This window comes from Pseudonocardia sp. EV170527-09 (genome assembly GCF_008369905.1).
Lineage (GTDB): Bacteria > Actinomycetota > Actinomycetes > Mycobacteriales > Pseudonocardiaceae > Pseudonocardia.
This window is the reverse complement of sequence record NZ_VRMC01000055.1, coordinates 1-18,290: the sequence shown is the minus strand read 5'-3', so window position 1 is coordinate 18,290 and position 18,290 is coordinate 1. Positions and strand designations below refer to the sequence as shown.

Genomic DNA, 18,290 nt, shown 5'->3' with positions numbered 1-18,290 from the left:
GCCGGGGCGGATCGTGCTGATCGCCGAGGGGTCACGGTGTCTCGGGGTCCGTCATCGCGGCGAGTGCCTGGGCCAGGGCCTCCTCGACGCGGGCGGCCTCGACACCGGCCGCGGACAGGACGCCGTTGCCGTCCTCGGTCTCCAGCAGCGCGAGCAGGACGTGCTCGGTGCCGATGTAGTTGTGTCCCAGCCGCAGCGCGTGGCGGAACGTCAGCTCCAGGGTCTTCTTCGCGTCCGGGTCGAACGGGATGAGGGCGGGGACGGTGTCCGCCGGGGCGGGCAGTGCGGCGGTGGCGGCCTCGCCCAGTGCGGCCGTGTCGGTGCCGAGCCCGGTCAGCAGCAGCACCGCGAGCCCGCGGGTCTCGGAGAGCACGCCGAGGAGCAGGTGTTCCGGCGTGATCCGGTCGTTGCCGGCCGCGCGGGCCGACTCCTGGGCGACGACGACGGCCCGCGCCCGCGGGGTGAAGCGCTCGAAGTTGCCCGCCGTGTCGGTCCCGGGGTCGGCGCGTGGCACGAACCGCTTCTGCGCTGCCTGCTTGGACACCCCCATGCTGCGGCCGATCTCGGTCCAGGAGGCGCCGGAACGGCGCGCCTGGTCCACGAAGTGGCCGATCAGGTGGTCGGCCACCTCGCCGAGATGGTCGCCGGCGAGCACCGCGTCGGACAGCTGCTCCAGGGGGTCCTGGTGGATGGCGGTGATGGCTCGGATGAGGTCGTCGAGACGGACGGTGGTGCCCGGAGGCGTCGGAGTTCCCATGCGAACCGTAAGTTGACGCATGCGATCCGTCAACACTGGGTTGACGGTCATTCGTGCTCGGGCAGCAGGGGCACCTGCAGGCCCTCGTCGTGGCCGAGGCGGCTGGCGCGGCCGACCGAGGCCGAGCCGAACCGGCTCCGGACGGCGTCGAGTGCGCTGTCCAGGGCGGGTCCGGCGTGCGCGTCGAGCGGCAGCTCCAGCTGCAGGGCGTCGTCGCGGTCGAGGTTGGTCAGCGACAGGCCGAGCAGGGTGATCCCGCGGCCGTGGATCTCGGGGAGCGCGTCGACGAGCAGCCGTCGTGCCGCGGACAGGATCGTCGGCGTGTGGGCGGTCGCGACCGGCAGGGTGTGCGAGCGCGTGATGCGGGCGTAGTCGCCGAACCGCACCCTCAGCACGACGGTGCGGCAGACCCGGCCCCCGGCGGGGGAGCCGATCGCGCCGGTGCCCGCCGGATCGTCCGGGCCGTCGCCCGACCCGGCGGCGTCGAACGGGTCCGCGGTCCCGTCCTGCTCGTCGCGGTCGGAGCCGCGAGGAGCGCGCAGGCGCCGAGCCAGCCGGTCGACGGTCGAGGCCAGGATGCCGTCCAGCTCGGCGTCCGTGCGCGGGTGCCGGCCCAGGGCCCGCTGCGACCCGATCGACCGGCGGGTGCGGTGGGTGTCCACCGGCCGTGGGTCCTGCAGGTGGGCGAGGGCGTGCAGGTGGCGGCCGGCGCCGGGTCCCAGGTAGGAGACCAGCGCCGCCTCGCCCAGCGCCGCGACGTCGGCGACGGTCCGCACCCCGACTTCGTGCAGCCGGGCCGCGGTCACCGCGCCGACGCCCCACAGGCTGCGCACCGGCAGCGGGTGCAGGAACTCCCGTTCCCGGTCGGGGTCGACGACCAGCAGCCCGTCGGGCTTCGACGCCCCGCTGGCCACCTTGGCGAGGAACTTGGTGCGGGCCACGCCGACGCTGATCGGCAGACCCGCCTCCCCGGCCACCCGCTCGCGCAGCCGCGTCGCGATATCCCGGGGTGTCCCCGCGATCCTCGCCAGTCCGCCGACCTCCAGGAACGCCTCGTCGATGGACAGCCCCTCGACCTCCGGGGTCGTGTCGCGGAACAGCGCGAACACTGCGCGGCTCGCCTCGGAGTAGGCCGCCATCCGCGGCGGCACGACGACCGCCTGTGGGCACAGCGCCCGCGCCTGGCGCCCGTTCATCGCGGTCCGCACCCCGTAGGCCTTCGCCTGGTAGCTGGCCGCCAGCACGACGCCGCCGCCCACGATCACCGGTCGCCCGCGCAGCCGCGGGTCGTCGCGCTGCTCGACCGACGCGTAGAACGAGTCCAGGTCGGCATGCAGGATGGTGGCCAGGCCGCGCACGAACACATGTTCGCATGCGGCCGGGGCGACGGCGAGGGCTCGGTGTGGTGGCTCAGGAGCCCCCGGTCCGGCTGCGCCAGCGCTCGCGGGCCCGCCGGGCGGCCTTCGCCACCGCGGCGTCCGGGTGGTGCTCGCCCAGCGCGGCGAGCACGTCGCCGACCCGGGGATGGTCGAGCTGCCACAGCATGTCGAACACGTCGAGGGACTCGGGCGGGAACTCGGCGGCGAACGCGTCCGGCCAGTCCTCGGCGTCGACGGTGTCCAGCGCGACGGCCAGCACGTCGACCGAGGAGACCAGCAGGACCTCCGGCTCGACGGCGTCGGGGTCCAGCGCCCCGCGCGCGACGAGCCGGCGGGCCACCATCCCGCGGTGCGGGCCGTCGAGGTGCTCGCGCAGCAGGGTGTCGACGGTGTCGGCGCCGAACCGGTCCGCGGCCACCCCGGTCGCGGTGAGCGCGACCAGCAGCGACTGACCCGGCGCGAGCGCGGCGGCCACGAAGTCCGCGACCGCGCGGGCCGGGTCGGGCTGTGCGGCGTGCCAGGCGTCGATGTCGCGGCGCCACTCGTCCGGCGCGACCTCCCCGGCCAGCTCGACGATCTCCGCGGCCGAGGCGACCGCCGGGTCCGGGCGGGTCGGGTAGTGCAGGTCCTCGGCGGCGAGCAGCAGCAGCGCGCAGGCGACCCCACCGGGGGTCAGCTGCACGATCCCGCCGACCCGCACCTGGCCGACCAGGTCGTCGGGCTCGGTCCGCGAGCCGGTCCAGGCGATGACTCCGAGCCGCTCCAGCTGCTCCAGCAGCAGCTGCGCCCGGCCCTCGGCGACGCCGGTGTCGCCGGGCTGCTCCTCGGTCCAGTCGAGCAGCACGTCCAGGGCGTGGCACAGGTCGTCGTGGTCGACGCCGTCCTCGACGTGGCGCAGCAGGAACAGCAGGGCCGGGGTGGCGTCCTCCGAGGGCGGGCCGTCCCCGGCGCCCAGCAGCGCCTCGATCGTCTCGTCGTCGATCCCGGCCCCCGGCACCGGGTCCTCGTCGTCGAACCCGAGGACCACGTCCTCCAGCGGTGCGGGCAGCGACGGGTGGGCGAGGGAGCCGGCCGGGCGGTCGGGGTCCGTCCCGTCGTCGACGACGGCGCGCGGCCAGCCGGTCGAGAGTGCGCCCACGTCGCGGGCGGCCAGCACGAGGTCCTCGTGGGCGGTGGTGTCGTCGAGCCCGGCGAACCGTGGCACGGCCACCAGCCTGCCCTTCTCCCGGCGGACCGCGCCCGCGCGCACGCTGGTCTCCAGCACCCAGGTGAGCGTCCGCAGCCGGGTGGAGCGGTCGAGGCGGCCGTAGCGGTCCGGCTCGTCGCCGGTGCCGAGCAGGTCCACCAGCTCCCGCGCGTCGGCCAGCCGCAGGTTGCCGGTCGCGGTCAGCGGCCTGCCGCGGTCGCCGCACCAGGCGGCCAGCGCGCGGGCGTCGTGCAGGATCCGGGCCTGCGCCGCGGACGCCGCCCGGTCGGCGGGCGAGGGGATCCGCACCGGGTCCGGGTCGTCGCCCAGCTCGGTCAGCAGCGGGGACCCGGCTCCGGCCTCCAGCTCCTCGTACTCCTGCACGTACTCCCCGCACAGCCGCCGCACCTGCGACGGCCGCGGCCCGCCCGGCGCGAGCAGCCCCCGTTCGTCGAGGTACTCGATGAACGCCGCGACGCTCGCGGGCACCAGACGCACCGGCAGCCGGTGCTCCAGCACGACGTGCGGGCACCAGCCGTCGAGAAAGGTCTCGACGTGCTCCAGGTGCCAGTTCGCGAGGTCGCCGTCCGCCGCCAGCCACTTGTACTGCAGCAGCAGCTCCGCCGACATCGGCTCGGCGTCCACCTCGTTCTCGGTGAGCCACGCCGCGAACCCGTCGAGCAGTTCCCGGGCGGCCGCGTGGAACTCGTCGTCGGAGTCCGGGCCGAACCGCATGCGCATGGCCCGAGTGTGCACGCCCGGCGGGCCGGCCACACCCACGGCCACGGATCGGCGTGTCCGGAGCGGGCCACCGGGTCGGCAGGCAGGATGGCCGGGACATGACCACACTCCTCGCCCTGCTCGCGGCCGCGGCCGCCATGGCCGGCAACACCGTCGCCGCCCTCTGGGAGGCCCGCGGGAGCCGGCAGGCGAAGTACGGGCGGCCGGTGTGGCTGCAGCCGTGGTTCCTCGCCGGACTGTTCGCCGACATCCTGGCCTGGGTGCTCACCGTCGTCGCGCTGCGCTACCTGCCGGTCTTCGCGGTCCAGTCGATCCTCGCCGGCGCGATCGCGCTGACCACGCTGGCCGACCACGGCTGGAACCCGTGGAACCTGATCCGGCGCGACCGGTGGGCCGTCCTCGCGGTGCTCGCGGGCCTGGTCGTGGTGGCCGCGAGCGCCGAGCCGGACCGCCCGGACGCGCTGCCCCCCGTGGCCACCCCGGTCCTGCTCGTGTCGTTCGTGCTGATCCTCGCCGCCGCACCGTTCGTGTGGCGGGCCGGGCGGCCGATGCTGCTGGCGCTGCTGGCCGGGCTCGGGTTCGGCGGTACCGCGCTGGCCGTGCGGGCCATCCATCCCGGGCCGCTGCGCTGGGAGACCGCGGGCGGCCTGCTGCTCGACCCGCTGGTGTACGGCGTCGTCGCGATGGGCGTGCTCGGGGTGCTCGCCTTCGCCCGTGCCCTGCAGGACGGCGCCGTCGGCCCGGCGACGGCGGTGCTGTCGGTGACCGAGGTCGTGGTGCCGGGCGTCGTCGGGCTCGCGCTGCTCGGCGACCGGATCCGGCCGGGCTGGGAGGGCGCCGCGCTGGCCGGGGTGCTGGTCGCGCTGGCCGGGGTGGTCGTGCTGACCCGCCCCGACCCGGAGTCGGTGCGCCGCCGGGTGCACTGAGCCGGGCCCCCGAGCGGGGAACAGCCACGGCCGGAGCCGGTGTTGCCCCCACATGACGAGCACCTGGACATCCGCGACGACCGAGAGCACCGAGCGCGCCGCGCACGACACCTGGCGCGCCGACCGCGAGCGGACCCTGGCCGAGCCGCACGGCTGGCTGTCGCTGACCGCCCTGCACTGGCTCGACGACGGCGAGGGCGGGCTGCCGGGACTGCCCGGCACCTGGCGGGTCGCCGGCCCGGACGCGGTCGCGGTCACCGCCGAGGCGGCCGACGGCGTCGTCCTGCCCGGCACCGACGCGCCGCTCGACGGCACGGCGCACCTGCACCCGGTGGACGGCGCACCCGGGGTGATGGTCACCGTGGGGGAGCGGGTCGTCGAGATCGCGCGGCGCACCGACTCCTACGCGCTGCGCGTGCGCGACCCGAGGGCGGTCACCCGGACCGCGTTCACCGGTGTCCCGGCCTGGGACCACGACCCGGCCGCGGTCGTCGACGCGGTGTTCACCCCCTACGACGCGCCGCGCACCGTCACCGTGGACGCCGTCGTCGCCGGCCTGCAGCACTTCCCGACCGCGGTCGGCGAGGTCGCCTTCACCTGGGCGGGCCGCCCGCAGCGACTGGTGGCGCTGGCGGGCAAGGACGGCGGCCTGTCCCTGCACTTCCGCGACGCCACCTTCGGGGACACCACCTACGGCGGCGGGCGCATCCTGCGCACCGACGACCCCGCCCCGGACGGGACCCTGCGCCTCGACCTGAACCGGGTGGTGAACCTGCCCTGCGCGTTCACCGCGTACGCCACCTGCCCGCTGCCGCCGGCCGGGAACACCCTGGACGTGCCGGTGGAGGCGGGCGAGCGGACCCCGTCGCGGCCCGACCAGGCCTGAGGCGAGGGCCGGCCCGGCACACGGGGAGCGCGTGCCGGGCCGGGGGCGGCGAGCCCCCAAGCCGCGGCGGTTGCAACCTCCCCGCAACCGGTGTCGTGGGTCACGCGGGTGGTGTTCACTCCCGTCGTTGCCCCGACGACCGCGGCAGGACGGCGAGCGCCGCCACGGTCGTGGCGAACCGCTCGCTGGAGGTGCCCGTGACGACCACGCAGGAGAAGACGGCGGCACGCACGACCGCGGAGGGCTGGCTCACCGCCTTCGCCGACGCCCTGTCCGCCCGCGACATCGACCGCGCCGTCGGGCTGTTCGCCGACGAGAGCTACTGGCGCGACCTGGTCGCGTTCACCTGGAACCTGAAGACCGTCGAGCACCACGACGGCATCCGTGACCTGCTGACCCACACCCTGGACCCGACCGACCCGTCGCGCTGGGTGCTCTCCGCCGAGCCGACCGAGGCCGGCGGTGTCACCGAGGGGTGGTTCACGTTCGAGACCGCCGTCGGGCGCGGCTCCGGGCACGTCCGCATCGTCGACGGGAAGGCGTGGACCCTGCTCACCACCCTCGACGAGCTCACGGGCCACGAGGAGCCCCGCGGGGAGAACCGGCCGCTCGGCACCGAGCACGGCGCCAACCCCGCCCGGGTCACCTGGAAGGAACGCCGCGACGCCGAGCTGGCCGAGCTGGGCCACACCCGCGACCCCGAGGTCGTGATCATCGGCGGCGGGCAGGGCGGGATCGCGCTGGGCGCCCGGCTGCGCCAGCTCGGTGTCGACACGATCATCGTCGAGCGCAACGAGCGGCCAGGCGACTCCTGGCGCAAGCGCTACAAGAGCCTCGCCCTGCACGACCCGGTCTGGTACGACCACCTGCCGTACCTGAAGTTCCCGGACAACTGGCCGGTGTTCGCGCCGAAGGACAAGATCGGCGACTGGCTGGAGTTCTACACGCGGATCATGGAGCTGAACTACTGGGGCTCCACCACCGCGAACAGCGCCGAGTTCGACGAGGCGTCCGGGCGCTGGCGCGTCGTCGTGGACAGGGCGGGCGAGCAGATCACCCTGCGCCCGCGCCAGCTCGTGATCGCGCTCGGCGTCTCCGGCAAGCCGAACATCCCCGACTTCGCGGGCCGGGAGCAGTTCCGGGGCGAGGTGCAGCACTCGTCGCAGCACCCCGGCCCGGACGCCTACCGGGGCAAGAAGGTCGTGGTCATCGGCTCGAACAACTCCGCCTTCGACATCTGCGGGTCGCTGTGGGAGGTCGGCGCCGACGTCACCATGGTGCAGCGCTCGTCGACCCACATCATCAAGTCCGACACGCTGATGGAGTACGGGCTGGGTGACCTCTACTCCGAGCGCGCGGTCAAGGCGGGCGTCGACACCCACACCGCGGACATGATCTTCGCGTCGATCCCCTACCGGATCATGCACACCTTCCAGAAGCCCGCCTACGACAAGGCCCGCGAGGTCGACGCGGACTACTACCGGCGGCTGGCCGACGCCGGGTTCGAGCTGGACTTCGGCGACGACGACTCCGGCCTGTTCATGAAGTACCTGCGCCGCGGCTCGGGCTACTACATCGACGTCGGCGCCGCCGAGCTCGTCGCCGACGGCGAGGTGAAGCTGGTCCGTGGCCAGATGCAGGAGTTCACCGAGAAGGGCGTGAAGCTCGCCGACGGCACCGAGCTCGACGCCGACCTCGTCGTCTTCGCGACCGGCTACCGGTCGATGAACGGCCTGGCCGCCGACATCGTCGGCCAGGACGTCGCGGACAAGGTCGGCAAGGTGTGGGGCCTGGGCTCGGACACGACCAAGGACCCGGGTCCCTGGGAGGGCGAGCAGCGCAACATGTGGAAGCCCACCCAGCAGCAGAACCTGTGGTTCCACGGCGGGAACCTGCACCAGAGCCGGTTCTACTCGCTGTACCTGGCGCTGCAGCTGAAGGCGCGGGAGGCGGGCATCGACACCCCCGTCTACGGGCTGCAGGAGCGGCACCACCTCTCCTGACCGCCGAGCAGGAGGGCCACCGGGGTGGCCGCGCGCCGGGATCGCGCGCGGCCACCCCGTACTAGCGTTGCGCCGGTGACCACCTCCGACGGCGCGGTGCCGTCCACCCGGGCGCTCTGGGCCGAGCTCGAGCCGGTCCACGACGTCGTCTACTTCGCCCCCGAGGCGCAGGCCGCCGCCGGGGCCGCCGGGTTCCGCGGGTTCTGGCGTGGCTACTTCGCGATGCGCGCCGCGCCACTGGGGCCGGTGGGCGCGGCACCCGTGACGGCCGCGTTCCACGGCTTCCACCCGTCGATGGTCGCCCGCGCACTGCCCGCGGTCTGGTCGCTCGGCACCCCCGCCGCGGCGATCGCGGCCCGCCTCGCCGGTGCCACCGCCGCACTGCGCCGGTACGGGCTCGACGGTGCCGGCCCGGCCGCCGACCCGGGCGTGCTGCGCCGGGCCGCGGAGCTGGCCTGGGCGGCCGCCGGGGAGGTCGACGTCGACGGCCGCGTCCTCGCCGCCGCGAACGCCGCACTGCCCCGGCCCGACGGCGACCTCGAGACCCTCTGGCAGGCGACGACGACGCTGCGCGAGCACCGCGGGGACGGTCACGTCGCCGTCCTGGTCGCGCGGGGCGTCGGCCCGGTCGCCGCGCACCACCTCAAGATCGCCGCCGGGGAGACCGACGGCGAGTGGCTGCGCACCGCCCGCGGGTTCGACCCCGAGACCTGGGCGGCCGGTGCGCAGGACCTGCGTGCCCGCGGCTGGGTCGACGCCAACGGTGCGCTCACCCCCGCGGGCGCGAGGAGCACGACGAGATCGAACGGCTCACCGACCGGGCCGCCGCCCGCCCGTGGGCCGCCCTCGGCGCGGACCGGACCGCCGAGCTCGCCGCGCTGCTCGCGCCGATGGCGTCGGCGGTGCTCGCGGCCGGGGACGTGCCCGCGCACGGCCCGGTCGGGCTCGTCCGGGACGCCCGATGAGGACCGCCACGACGGTCGAGGCCTCCGGCGGCGACTGGCGCGCGACCGTCGAGTTCGTCGTCGAGGCCGAACGGCTCGGGCTCGACGACTGCTGGGTCGCCGAGGCGTGGGGCTCGGACGCGCCGTCGGCGCTGGGCTACCTCGCCGCCCGCACCGAGCGGATCCGGCTCGGCTCCGGGGTGATCCAGGTCGGCACCCGCTCGCCGGTCGCGGTCGCCCAGGCGGCGCTGACCCTGCACGACATGTCGCAGGGCCGGTTCCTGCTCGGCCTCGGCGCGTCCGGCCCGCAGGTGATCGAGGGCCTGCACGGGGTGCCGTTCGCGCGCCCGCTCACCCGGCTGCGCGAGACGATCGAGGTGGTCCGGGCCGCCTGCGCGGGGGAGCGCATCGACTACGACGGCGAGACCGTCGCGATCCCCCTGCCCGGCGGCGAGGGCCGCCCGATGCGGCTGTCGACGACGCCCGTGCCGGACCTGCCGGTGTTCGTGGCGGCGCTGTCCCCGCGGATGCTGGAGCTCACCGGGCGGGTCGCCGACGGCTGGCTGGGCACGAGCTTCGTCCCGGAGGGCGCCGAGGCCTACCTCGCCCACCTCGACACCGGTCTGCGCGCGGCCGGGCGGGCCCGGCCCGCGATCGAGGTCTGCCAGGGCGCCGAGGTCGCCTTCGCCGCCGACGAGGCCGAGCAGGCGGCGATGGTCGACGCCCGCCGCCCCGGGATCGCGTTCAGCCTCGGCGGGATGGGCGCCGCCGAGCGGAACTTCTACTACGACGCCTACCGGCGCCAGGGCTGGGGCGAGCGCGCCGACGCCGTCCGCGCCGCCTGGCAGCGCGGGGACCGGGCCGGCGCCGCGGCCCTGGTCACCGACGAGATGGTGCTGGGGACGACGTTGGTCGGCACCCACGAGCGGGTCGGCGCGCGGCTGCGGGACTGGGCCGCCGCCGGCGTCGACACCGTCCGGCTCTACCCCGCCGGTGAGACGCTCGACGAGCGACTCACCACCCTGGCGCGGGCCGTCGAGCTGGCCCGCGCCGCGGGGTGAGCACACGTCGGCGGTGCGCTGCTGCTCACACGTCGGCGCCCGCTGCTGTTCAGACGTCGGCGGCCCGCCGCTCTGCGAACCGGCGCCACGCCGTCCACCCCAGGCCGGCCAGCAGCAGCACGTACAGCACCACGGTGATCGGGCTCGACACCAGCACCGCCGGGTCGCCCGCGGAGTTGCCCATCGCGTCACGCAGCGAGTACTCGGCCAGCGGCCCGAGGATCACCGCGATCAGCACCGGTGCCACGGGGATGTCGTAGAGCCGCATCGCGAGCCCGAGCACGCCCAGCACCAGCATGATCACCAGGTCGACCTGGCTGGCACCCGCGGCGTACACGCCGAACGCCGCGAACACCGCGATGCCCGCGTACAGGTAGGACTTCGGGACCCGCAGCAGCTGCGCCCACAGCGGCGCGAACGGCAGGTTCAGGATCAGCAGCACGACCATCGCCAGGAAGAACCCGGCGAGCAGCGCCCACACGATGTCCCCTGAGCGCTCCAGCAGCAGCGGGCCCGGCTGCAGGCCGTACTGCTGGAACGCGGCGAGCAGGATCGCCGCCGTCGCCGAGGTGGGCAGGCCCAGCGCGAGCAGTGCGCCCATCGCGGTGCCCGCGGTGGCGTTGCCCGCGGCCTCCGGTGCGGCGACGCCCTCGATGGCGCCCTTCCCGAACGTCGGCTCGGCCCTGCGCCGGTCGAGGTGCCGCTCGGTGCCGTAGGCGAGGAACGTCGGCACCTCGGCGCCACCGGCCGGGATGACGCCGAACGGGACGCCGATCGCGGTGCCGCGCAGCCAGGCGGGCAGCGCCTGGCGGAACTCGGCCCTCGACAGCCACCACCGGCCGGTCGGCATCACGGCCGTCGTCTCCTGGGCGCGACCGACCTTCGCGGCCTGGCTGAACACCTCGCCCAGGGCCAGCAGCGACACCGTGATCACCACGACGGAGACGCCGTCGAGCAGCGGGGAGAAGCCGAAGGAGAACCGCGGTGTGCCGGTCGGCTGGTCGATCCCGACCAGGGCCAGGGTGAGCCCGATCGCGAGCGCGGCGACACCGCGGATCGCGGAGTCCGCGACCACCGCGGAGATCGCGACGAAGGCGAACACGGCGAGTGCGAGGAACTCCGCGGGGCCGAAGCCGGTCGCGAGGCGGGCGAGGGTGGGGGCGAAGAACACCACGAGCGCGGAGGCGACCATGCCGCCGATGAACGCGCCGATCGCGCCGGTGGCCAGCGCCTGGGCGGCCTTGCCGCGCAGCGCCATCCGGTGGCCCTCGAAGGTGCTGGCGATGGCGGTCGAGTTGCCGGGGGTGTTCATGAGGAACCCGGCGATGGAGTCGCCGAACAGGCCACCGAAGTAGATGCCGGTGAACATGATCAGTGCGCTGGTCGGTTCGAGGACGAAGGTCAGCGGCAGCAGCAGGGCCACCGCCATCGCCGAGCCGAGGCCCGGCAGGACCCCGACCGCGGTGCCCATCAGCGCGCCGAGGAACACGAACAGCAGCGCGGACGGGCTGAGGATGTCGGCGAACCCGCCGAGCAGGTCGGTCAGCTGTTCCACGCCTCAGATCCCCCCGACGAAGCCGGCGGGCAGCGAGATCCCGAGCAGCATGCTGAACACGATCTGGACCGCCGAGGACACGGCGAGCCCGCCGAGCGCCGTCGCCGGCCAGCGGCGGTTGCCCAGGGCGGCGGCGACGGCGACGAACAGCCCGGTGGCGGACAGGATCCAGCCCAGGTGGGGCAGGACGACGATGAACGCGGCCACGCCGCCGACCGCGGTGAGCACGGCCGGGGCGTTCACCCCGGTGTCGGCCGGCACGTCCCCGTCAGCGTCCCCGTCAGCGTCACCGGTGGTCGTCGCGGCGGGTGCCGGGGTGCCGAACTCCGGCCGCGGCCGCAGGATGTCGAACGCCAGCAGCGCTGCGACCACGAAGCACAGGACCGCGACGATCCAGGGCATCGTGGTGGGGCCGAACAGGCCGCCGTCGCCGACGACCTGCATGGTCAGCGTGCCGTAGGTCAGGAAGACCCCCAGCGCGGCGAGGATCGCGGGGACGACGAGCGCGCCCCGGGACAGGTGTGCAGGACGGCCGCTCATGCCAGCCCCAGCTCCTTCAGAAGGTCGTCGATGCGGGCCTGCTCGGTGACGAGGTAGCGGTCGTAGTCCTCGCCGTAGGTCTCGCTGCGCACCCACCGGTTGCGGGTGACGGCCTCGGCCCAGGACTCGGTCCCGACCATCTCGCGGGCGATCTGCTCCAGCTCGGCGCGGGCCTCGGGGCCGATCCCGGCGGGGGCGACCAGCCCGCGCCAGTTGACGAGGTCGACCTCGGGCATGCCGAGCTCGTCCATGGTCGGGGCGTCGACGCCCGGCAGGCGTTCGGGCGCGACGACGGCCAGCACCCGCAGCTGCCCGGACTCCACGAGGTCGCGGAAGTCGTTGTAACCGGAGATCCCGACGCCGACGGTGCCGGCCGCGGTCGACAGCAGGCTCAGCGTGAGCTCGCCGCCGCCGGGGTGCGGGGTGTAGACCATCTGCTCGACGGGGATGCCGCGGGCCTGCGCGAGCTGGGCGGCGACCATGTGGTCGATGCCGCCCGCCGAGCCGCCGCCGACCGGCAGGGCGGCCGGGTTCGCCGCCCAGGCGGTGAGCATGTCCTCGAGCGTCCGGAACGGGGACTCCGCCGGCACCGCGACGACCTCGAAGTCCTCGGCGAGCCGGGCGATCGGCGTCGTGTCCTGCAGGCCGATCGCGCTTCCGGACTGGCTGATCCCGCCGAGCATGACGGTGCCGGTGACCATCATGGTGGTCTCCTCGCCGGCGAGCCCGGCGAGCTGGTTGAGGCCGATGGTCCCGGCGGCACCCGGGATGTTGACCACCTGCACGGTGTTGACGATGTTCCCGGTGCGCAGGGCCTGCTGCGCCTCGCGGGCGACCAGGTCCCAGCCGCCACCGGCGGCCGCGGGCGCGATGAGGGTGAGGTTGGAGCGCGCCGCCTGTCCCTCCCCGGACCGGGCGGCGTCGGCGAAGGCGGTCACCGCGAGTGCGGCGACGAGGACGATTCCCAGGGCTGCGATGACCTGCCGTCGTGGCATGGGCGCAGACGTTGGCACATGTCCGGTCCGTCCTCCAACGTCCGGATGAGAAACTCTACGACCGCTGTGACCACAACGAACTTTTCTCCGGTATGTCCGTTAGGCGCGGTTAGTCTCCGTCCCGTCCGCGTACGCCCGAGGGGGAGCGACATGACGATCTGTGTGGCCTACGGCCCGACGCCCGAGGGCGACGCCGCCCTGGACCTGGCGGTCCGCGAGTCCCGCCTGCGGGACACCCCGCTGACGGTGCTGGCGACCGGGCGCCAGGAGCGGTTCGACACCGACGACTCCGGGACCCACGACCTCGCGGCGCTCGACTCGACCATCGGCTCCCGGCTCGCCGGGCTGCGTGCCGACGGCGACCCGCGCACGGCGGTCCGGGTCGTCGCCGACGGCGGCGACCCGGCCGAGGCGATCCTGGACCTGGCGGCCCAGGAGGACGCGCAGCTGCTCGTCGTCGGGGTGAAGCGGCGCAGCCCGGTCGGCAAGCTGCTCACCGGCAGCACCGCGCAGCGGATCATCCTGGACTCGCCGATCCCGGTCCTCGTGACCCACGCGGCGCGCTCGTAGGCTCGACTCTCCCCAGGTCAGGCACGCCTCACCGGTTGTCGGACGGATCACGAACGGGTGTGGGCGCCCCACGGTCGGGGCACTCACGGTACGTCCCGAACCGACATCGGAAGGAGCGGTGAGCACCATGGCCACCCCGATCACCAGCCCGCTCGACGGCGGCGCCACCGACATCACCGGCCGCGTGCTGCAGGAGACCCTGGTCGACCTCGTCGACCTGTCCCTGGTCGCCAAGCAGGCGCACTGGAACCTCGTCGGCAAGCAGTTCCGTGACATCCACCTGCACCTCGACGAGCTCGTCGACCTGGCGCGCGAGCACGGCGACTCGGTCGCCGAGCGTGCCGCCGCCATCGGCGTCGCCCCCGACGGTCGCGCGAGGACGGTCGGGCGTGACACCGGGCTGCCCGAGTACCCGGCGGGCTACGTGTCCGACCAGGACACCGTGCTGACCATCTCGGCGACCGTCGACGCCGTCGTCGACCGGCTGCGTCCGCGGATCGAGCAGGCCGGCAAGGCCGACCCGCTCACCGAGGACCTGCTCATCGAGCTGGGCCGTGCGCTGGAGGAAGCCCGCTGGATGTGGCAGGCCCAGGCCGCCGGCTACCGCGGCGAGGTCTGAGCAGCACCCACCACACCGGCCCCGGACGTCCCCACCACGGCGTTCGGGGCCGTCGTGCGTCCGCAGGCGTGAGGCCCGCTGCATGAGATCTGCGGTGGGTCACTGCACCGCTGTCGCGGCCGCGGTGACCGTCGCCCGCCAGATCGCCATCGCCGCCCACAGCACGAACACCCCGACCGGCAGCGGCAGCGCATCGGGCAGGTCCGCGCCGTAACGCGGCCGGAGCGCGCCGGCCCGCCACACCCGGCCCGCCTCGTTGACCGCGTCGGCCGTGGTGAGCAGCGCGAACCGGTGCCCGACCCCCGAGCCGCTGAGCCGGTACGCCAGGTCGCCGACCTCGACCGACCACCGAGGGCGCGACAGCGGCCCGTCCGGATGGTCGACCGAGCGCTGGATGCGGGCGCGGACGTCACCCTCCAGCGCGAACCGGGCGATCCCCTCCGAGCGCAGCGCGTAGGGATGCCCGTCGATGACGAGGTCCCGGTGGGCCTGCCAGGCCCGTGCGCTCCACCCGGTCACGGCTCTGCCGTCGGCGGTGACCTCGTAGCGCACGCGGAGCAGCCCGGCCGGAACGGACGTGGCACGCAGCTGCACCCGCCCAGCGTGCCACCTCCGGCGGTCGCCGCGGGAGGATCATCCGGTGAACCGTGCGATCGTCCTCGCGTTGCTGGCTGCGTGCGCCGGGGTGGTGGACGTCTGGGCGGTGGTCGCCCTGGGTGGCGCCTTCGCCGGCGTCGTCACCGGCAACCTCGTGACGGCGGGGCACGCCGTCGCCGTCGCCGACCCGGTCGAGCTGCTGCCACCGGCGGTCGCGGTGGCGGGCTTCGTCGCCGGGGTCGGTCTGTGGTCGCTGCACCGGCGGTGGCGGGACGCGGTGTCCGCGCCGCTGCTGGCCGAGCTGGTCGTGCTGGTCGCACTCGCCGTCGCGTGGCTGCTCGCGCCCGCCGCGACGCTGCCGCTGCTGGCCGGGGCCGCGGTCGCGATGGGTGGACAGAGCAGCGTCGCCCGGCTGCTCGGGGAGTCCACGACCTACATGACCGGCACCCTGACCGGTGCGGTCGCCGATCTGGTCACCGGCGACGGGCGGCGGTGGTCGGCGCTGCGCCAGCTCGGCGCGCTGGTGCTCGGGGCCGTCGCGGGCGGGCTCCTGCTGGAGCACCTGCGGCCCGCCGTGCCGGCGGTGGCGGTGCTGCTCGCCGGGGCAGCCGTCGTCGTCCACGCCGTCGGCGCCCGGCGGGTGCAGGATGGTCCGGTGGGGCCCGACGCCCCGTAGGACCCCGCCACCCGTAGGACCCCGCCACCCGTAGGACCCCGCCACCCGTAGGACGATGTCGAAGGAGTACCGACCGTGCCGCTGCACCCGCAGGTGGAAGCCCTCCTGACGCTCTTGGCCGAGCAGGGCGGTGACCCGCCGGAGACCATGACCGTCGAGCAGAACCGGGCCATGCTCCGGGGGATGGCCGCGGTGTCCGGCCCGCCCGAGCCGGTCGCGGCGGTCCGCGACGACCGCGCCGGTGACGTACCGATCCGCATCTACACGCCCGAGGGCACCGGCCCGTTCCCGATCCTGGTCTTCTACCACGGCGGCGGCTGGGTGATCGGCGACCTCGACAGCCACGACCCGGTGTGCCGGTCGCTGGCCAACCGGTCCGGCGCCGTCGTCGTCTCGGTCGACTACCGGCTCGCGCCCGAGCACCGGTTCCCCGCGGCCGTCGACGACGCCGTCGCCGCCCTGGACTGGGTGCACGCCCACGCCGCGGAGTTCGACGGCGACCCTGCCCGCATCGCCGTCGGCGGCGACTCCGCGGGCGGGAACCTGTCGGCGGTCGTCGCCCAGCACGCCCGCGACCACGGTCCCGACCTGCGGTTCCAGCTGCTGGTCTACCCGGCCGTCGACGGCGCCGACGAGAGCCCGTCGATGACCGAGAACGCACAGGGTCCGCTGCTGACCCGGGCCATGATGGAGTGGTTCATGGGCCACTACCTCACCGACGAGAAGGACCTGCGCGACCCGCGGATGTCTCCGGCCCGCGCCACCGATCTGTCCGGGCTGCCGCCCGCGCTGGTCGTCACCGCGGAGTTCGACCCGCTCCGCGACCAGGGCGCCGCCTACGCCGCGGCGCTGAACGCCGCGGGGGTGAAGGCGGAGCTGCGCGAGTCGCCGGGCATGATCCACGGGTTCCTGCAGTTCGGCGCCGCGGTCGACGACAGCCGTGCTCTGCTCGACGAGGCGGGCGCCGCCCTGCGTGCCGCTCTGGCCTGACCCGCCCCCCGCACCCGCCCCTCCCCGGGTGCCGAGCCCGCGGCGTCGTCGTGCGGGGCGGGTCGGGGGCGCCGGGAGGGCGGGGAATGCCGAACCCGGGCCGGTCGTTGCGGATGCTCAGAAGGCCGTCCGACCCGAGGAGCACCGTGCCCCGCCTGTCCCCGCCGGTGGCGTTCGCCGTCGTCGCCGCGACGTTCGTCTGGTTCCTCGCCGCGTCGTCCGCACCGTCCCCGCTCTACGTCGTGTACCAGGAGACCTTCGCCTTCAGCGAGTTCACGCTGACCACGGTGTTCGCGGTCTACGTCCTCGCGCTGATCGCCGCCCTGCTCGTCGCCGGGTCGCTGTCGGACCACATCGGGCGCAAGCCGGTGCTGCTCGGTGCGATCGGGCTGGAGGCCGTGTCCCTGGTGCTGTTCCTGCTGGCCGACGGCGTCGGCTGGCTCCTGGTCGCGCGCGTCGTCCAGGGGGTCGCGACCGGCGCGGCGACGGCGACGCTGCCCGCGACGCTGGTCGATCTCGCAGCCCGCGGTGACCGGCCCGAGCGCGCCGGCGTGGTCAACGGCACCGCGCCGCTCTCCGGTCTCGCCGTCGGGTCGCTGGGCTGCGGTCTGCTCGTCGAGTACGCGCCCGCGCCGACCCGCCTGGTCTGGGCGCTGCTGCTGGCCGGCCTGGTCCTGGCCGCCGTGCTGGTCGCCCTGATCCCGGAGACCATCGACCGTCGGCCGGGGGCGCTCGCGTCGCTGCGCCCGCGGGTCGGGGTGCCGCCGCGGGTGCGCTCCGGGTTCGCCGTGATCGTGCCGATCCTGCTGGCGAGCTGGGCACTCGCCGGGCTCTACCTCTCGCTCGGGGGCTCGGTGGTCGCGCAGGTGTTCGGCGTGCGCGACCACCTGGTCGGCGGGCTCACCGTCGTCGCGCTCGTCGGGACCGGCGCGGTGACGGCCTTCGCGCTGCGCGGGCGCGTCCCGGTGACGCTGCTCGTCCCGGCGGCCTGGCTGCTCGCCGCCGGCACCGTCGTCTCGCTGGCCGGGGTGCTCACCGGAGTGCTCGCGCTCGCTGCCGTCGGCGCGGTCGTCGCCGGGCTGGGATTCGGCTCCGCCGCCTACGCCACGTTCGGGACGATGTCCACGCTCGCCGCTCCGCACGAGCGCGGCGAGCTCTTCGCGGCCCTCTACACGCTGGCCTACCTGGCGTTCTCGGTGCCGGCGATGGTCGCGGGCGTCGCCGCGACACTGGGGGAGCTGCGGCCCACGGCGCTGGTGTACGGCGGCGTCGTCGCGGTGCTCGCCGTCGTCGCGGCGGTGCTGGGCCGTCGCGTCCCCGTTCCCGCGACGGGCGAACCGGTCCCCGCGCCGACCCGCGGCAGCTGATCGGCGGACGGCCCGACGGGTATGCGTTACCCCGTCCGTCGGTGAACGCGGCCAGGCGACCACTCGTCGCCTACTCCGCGTCGGCGGGTGTCACGGGTTGTGACGAGCGGTCTCGGCGTGGTTACGGTGTCGGCCGCTCCGGGCCCCCCGCACTCCGGCCCGGGCGGCACCTGCTCCCCGAGGTAGAGGAACGACGATGGCTGGACGACGCCGCAAGCCCACCGAGACCGGCCGGAAGGTCGCCCGGATCAGCGCGTTCGCCGCGGTGGCGGCGGCTCCGCTGGGCGTCGTCGGGACCGCGGCGGCGGCCGAGTCGACGTCGTCGGCCGCGCCGTCGGTCGAGCGGACCGCCACCTGGGAGAAGCTCGCGCACTGCGAGAGCACCGGGAACTGGGACGCCGACACCGGCAACGGGTTCAAGGGTGTTATCCGAACAGATCCGCAGCGGGATGACGTATATCACTGTTTATCGGGGCTGGGCGGAGTGTTCGCAGGGAT

At 74.9% G+C, this 18,290-nt stretch carries 19 protein-coding genes; 11 read left to right on the top strand and 8 right to left on the bottom strand.

Annotation, left to right across the window (positions count from 1 at the left end; translation table 11 throughout):
- Positions 1–31 precede the first annotated feature (31 nt).
- From FVA95_RS17750 to FVA95_RS17740, 3 genes are read right to left on the bottom strand one after another with little or no spacing between them, the layout of a single operon-like run.
- On the bottom strand, positions 32–757 hold the full coding sequence (locus FVA95_RS17750; RefSeq protein WP_149665192.1) for a Clp protease N-terminal domain-containing protein: 726 nt from the start codon (positions 755–757) through the stop codon (positions 32–34).
- 47 nt (positions 758–804) lie between these two features.
- Positions 805–2,121, bottom strand: coding sequence for a DNA polymerase IV (gene dinB, locus FVA95_RS17745; RefSeq protein WP_205015890.1), 1,317 nt, complete (start codon positions 2,119–2,121; stop codon positions 805–807).
- Positions 2,122–2,167: 46 nt separating this feature from the next.
- Complete coding sequence (locus tag FVA95_RS17740) at positions 2,168–4,063, bottom strand: hypothetical protein (RefSeq protein ID WP_149665190.1); 1,896 nt, start codon at positions 4,061–4,063, stop codon at positions 2,168–2,170.
- A 98-nt stretch (positions 4,064–4,161) separates the two neighbouring features.
- Between FVA95_RS17740 and FVA95_RS17735 the strand changes: the two genes are divergently transcribed.
- The 3 genes from FVA95_RS17735 to FVA95_RS17725 all read left to right on the top strand — a co-directional run bounded on the left by FVA95_RS17735 (position 4,162) and on the right by FVA95_RS17725 (position 7,878).
- Positions 4,162–4,989, top strand: coding sequence for a hypothetical protein (locus FVA95_RS17735; RefSeq protein ID WP_149665189.1), 828 nt, complete (start codon positions 4,162–4,164; stop codon positions 4,987–4,989).
- 52 nt (positions 4,990–5,041) lie between these two features.
- Entirely contained in the window at positions 5,042–5,875 is an 834-nt protein-coding gene (locus FVA95_RS17730) for a DUF1684 domain-containing protein (protein ID WP_149665188.1), read from the top strand.
- A 197-nt stretch (positions 5,876–6,072) separates the two neighbouring features.
- On the top strand, positions 6,073–7,878 hold the full coding sequence (locus FVA95_RS17725) for an NAD(P)/FAD-dependent oxidoreductase (protein ID WP_149665187.1): 1,806 nt from the start codon (positions 6,073–6,075) through the stop codon (positions 7,876–7,878).
- 212 nt (positions 7,879–8,090) lie between these two features.
- On the opposite strand, the gene FVA95_RS33005 is transcribed toward FVA95_RS17725, so the two are convergent.
- Positions 8,091–8,252 carry a hypothetical protein gene (locus FVA95_RS33005; protein ID WP_240051560.1) on the bottom strand — a complete coding sequence of 54 codons (162 nt, stop codon included), beginning with the start codon at positions 8,250–8,252 and terminating at the stop codon, positions 8,091–8,093.
- Positions 8,253–8,552: 300 nt separating this feature from the next.
- Here FVA95_RS33005 and FVA95_RS33000 point away from each other — a divergent pair, with 300 nt between their 5' ends.
- A complete protein-coding gene (locus FVA95_RS33000; protein WP_240051559.1) occupies positions 8,553–8,843 on the top strand; it encodes a hypothetical protein in 291 nt (96 codons plus the stop codon).
- Positions 8,840–9,883 (top strand): LLM class flavin-dependent oxidoreductase, encoded by a 1,044-nt coding sequence (locus FVA95_RS17715; protein ID WP_149665186.1) that lies wholly within the window; start codon positions 8,840–8,842, stop codon positions 9,881–9,883. The genes FVA95_RS33000 and FVA95_RS17715 overlap by 4 nt, the downstream gene beginning before the upstream one ends.
- Before the next feature lie 49 nt (positions 9,884–9,932).
- On the opposite strand, the gene FVA95_RS17710 is transcribed toward FVA95_RS17715, so the two are convergent.
- Genes FVA95_RS17710 through FVA95_RS17700 form a run of 3 tightly spaced genes read right to left on the bottom strand, consistent with a single transcriptional unit; the run spans position 9,933 to position 12,973 of the window.
- Entirely contained in the window at positions 9,933–11,438 is a 1,506-nt protein-coding gene (locus tag FVA95_RS17710; RefSeq protein WP_149665185.1) for a tripartite tricarboxylate transporter permease, read from the bottom strand.
- A gap of 3 nt (positions 11,439–11,441) precedes the next feature.
- On the bottom strand, positions 11,442–11,978 hold the full coding sequence (locus FVA95_RS17705; RefSeq protein WP_149665184.1) for a tripartite tricarboxylate transporter TctB family protein: 537 nt from the start codon (positions 11,976–11,978) through the stop codon (positions 11,442–11,444).
- Positions 11,975–12,973, bottom strand: coding sequence for a tripartite tricarboxylate transporter substrate binding protein (locus FVA95_RS17700; RefSeq protein ID WP_149665183.1), 999 nt, complete (start codon positions 12,971–12,973; stop codon positions 11,975–11,977). The genes FVA95_RS17705 and FVA95_RS17700 overlap by 4 nt, the downstream gene beginning before the upstream one ends.
- A 150-nt stretch (positions 12,974–13,123) precedes the next feature.
- On the opposite strand from FVA95_RS17700, the gene FVA95_RS17695 reads away from it, so the two are divergent.
- Together FVA95_RS17695 and FVA95_RS17690 are read left to right on the top strand one after the other, a co-directional pair.
- Complete coding sequence (locus FVA95_RS17695; RefSeq protein WP_149665182.1) at positions 13,124–13,543, top strand: universal stress protein; 420 nt, start codon at positions 13,124–13,126, stop codon at positions 13,541–13,543.
- 127 nt (positions 13,544–13,670) lie between these two features.
- Positions 13,671–14,162 carry a DNA starvation/stationary phase protection protein gene (locus tag FVA95_RS17690; protein WP_060714524.1) on the top strand — a complete coding sequence of 164 codons (492 nt, stop codon included), beginning with the start codon at positions 13,671–13,673 and terminating at the stop codon, positions 14,160–14,162.
- A gap of 99 nt (positions 14,163–14,261) precedes the next feature.
- Here the strand turns inward: FVA95_RS17690 and FVA95_RS17685 are convergent, their stop codons facing one another.
- Positions 14,262–14,756: a hypothetical protein gene (locus tag FVA95_RS17685; RefSeq protein WP_060711531.1), complete on the bottom strand. Its 495-nt coding sequence runs from the start codon at positions 14,754–14,756 to the stop codon at positions 14,262–14,264.
- A gap of 46 nt (positions 14,757–14,802) precedes the next feature.
- On the opposite strand from FVA95_RS17685, the gene FVA95_RS17680 reads away from it, so the two are divergent.
- From FVA95_RS17680 to FVA95_RS17665, 4 genes are all read left to right on the top strand, one after another.
- Positions 14,803–15,435 (top strand): DUF1275 family protein, encoded by a 633-nt coding sequence (locus FVA95_RS17680; protein WP_161992341.1) that lies wholly within the window; start codon positions 14,803–14,805, stop codon positions 15,433–15,435.
- 75 nt (positions 15,436–15,510) lie between these two features.
- Positions 15,511–16,425 (top strand): alpha/beta hydrolase, encoded by a 915-nt coding sequence (locus FVA95_RS17675; RefSeq protein ID WP_149665180.1) that lies wholly within the window; start codon positions 15,511–15,513, stop codon positions 16,423–16,425.
- Between the two features lie 146 nt (positions 16,426–16,571).
- Positions 16,572–17,792: an MFS transporter gene (locus FVA95_RS17670; protein WP_240051558.1), complete on the top strand. Its 1,221-nt coding sequence runs from the start codon at positions 16,572–16,574 to the stop codon at positions 17,790–17,792.
- Positions 17,793–17,988: 196 nt separating this feature from the next.
- Positions 17,989–18,290: transglycosylase family protein (locus FVA95_RS17665; protein WP_149665179.1), on the top strand; the 302-nt coding region annotated here is incomplete at its 3' end.

Excerpts from the sequence above, each read along its gene's own strand:
- FVA95_RS17750 (WP_149665192.1), bottom strand. The coding sequence starts at position 757 with ATGGGAACTCCGACGCCTCCGGGCACCACCGTCCGTCTCGACGACCTC.
- FVA95_RS17740 (WP_149665190.1), bottom strand. The coding sequence starts at position 4,063 with ATGCGCATGCGGTTCGGCCCGGACTCCGACGACGAGTTCCACGCGGCC.
- FVA95_RS17735 (WP_149665189.1), top strand. The coding sequence starts at position 4,162 with ATGACCACACTCCTCGCCCTGCTCGCGGCCGCGGCCGCCATGGCCGGC.
- FVA95_RS17730 (WP_149665188.1), top strand. The coding sequence starts at position 5,042 with ATGACGAGCACCTGGACATCCGCGACGACCGAGAGCACCGAGCGCGCC.
- FVA95_RS17715 (WP_149665186.1), top strand. The coding sequence starts at position 8,840 with ATGAGGACCGCCACGACGGTCGAGGCCTCCGGCGGCGACTGGCGCGCG.
- FVA95_RS17705 (WP_149665184.1), bottom strand. The coding sequence starts at position 11,978 with ATGAGCGGCCGTCCTGCACACCTGTCCCGGGGCGCGCTCGTCGTCCCC.
- FVA95_RS17700 (WP_149665183.1), bottom strand. The coding sequence starts at position 12,973 with ATGCCACGACGGCAGGTCATCGCAGCCCTGGGAATCGTCCTCGTCGCC.
- FVA95_RS17695 (WP_149665182.1), top strand. The coding sequence starts at position 13,124 with ATGACGATCTGTGTGGCCTACGGCCCGACGCCCGAGGGCGACGCCGCC.
- FVA95_RS17690 (WP_060714524.1), top strand. The coding sequence starts at position 13,671 with ATGGCCACCCCGATCACCAGCCCGCTCGACGGCGGCGCCACCGACATC.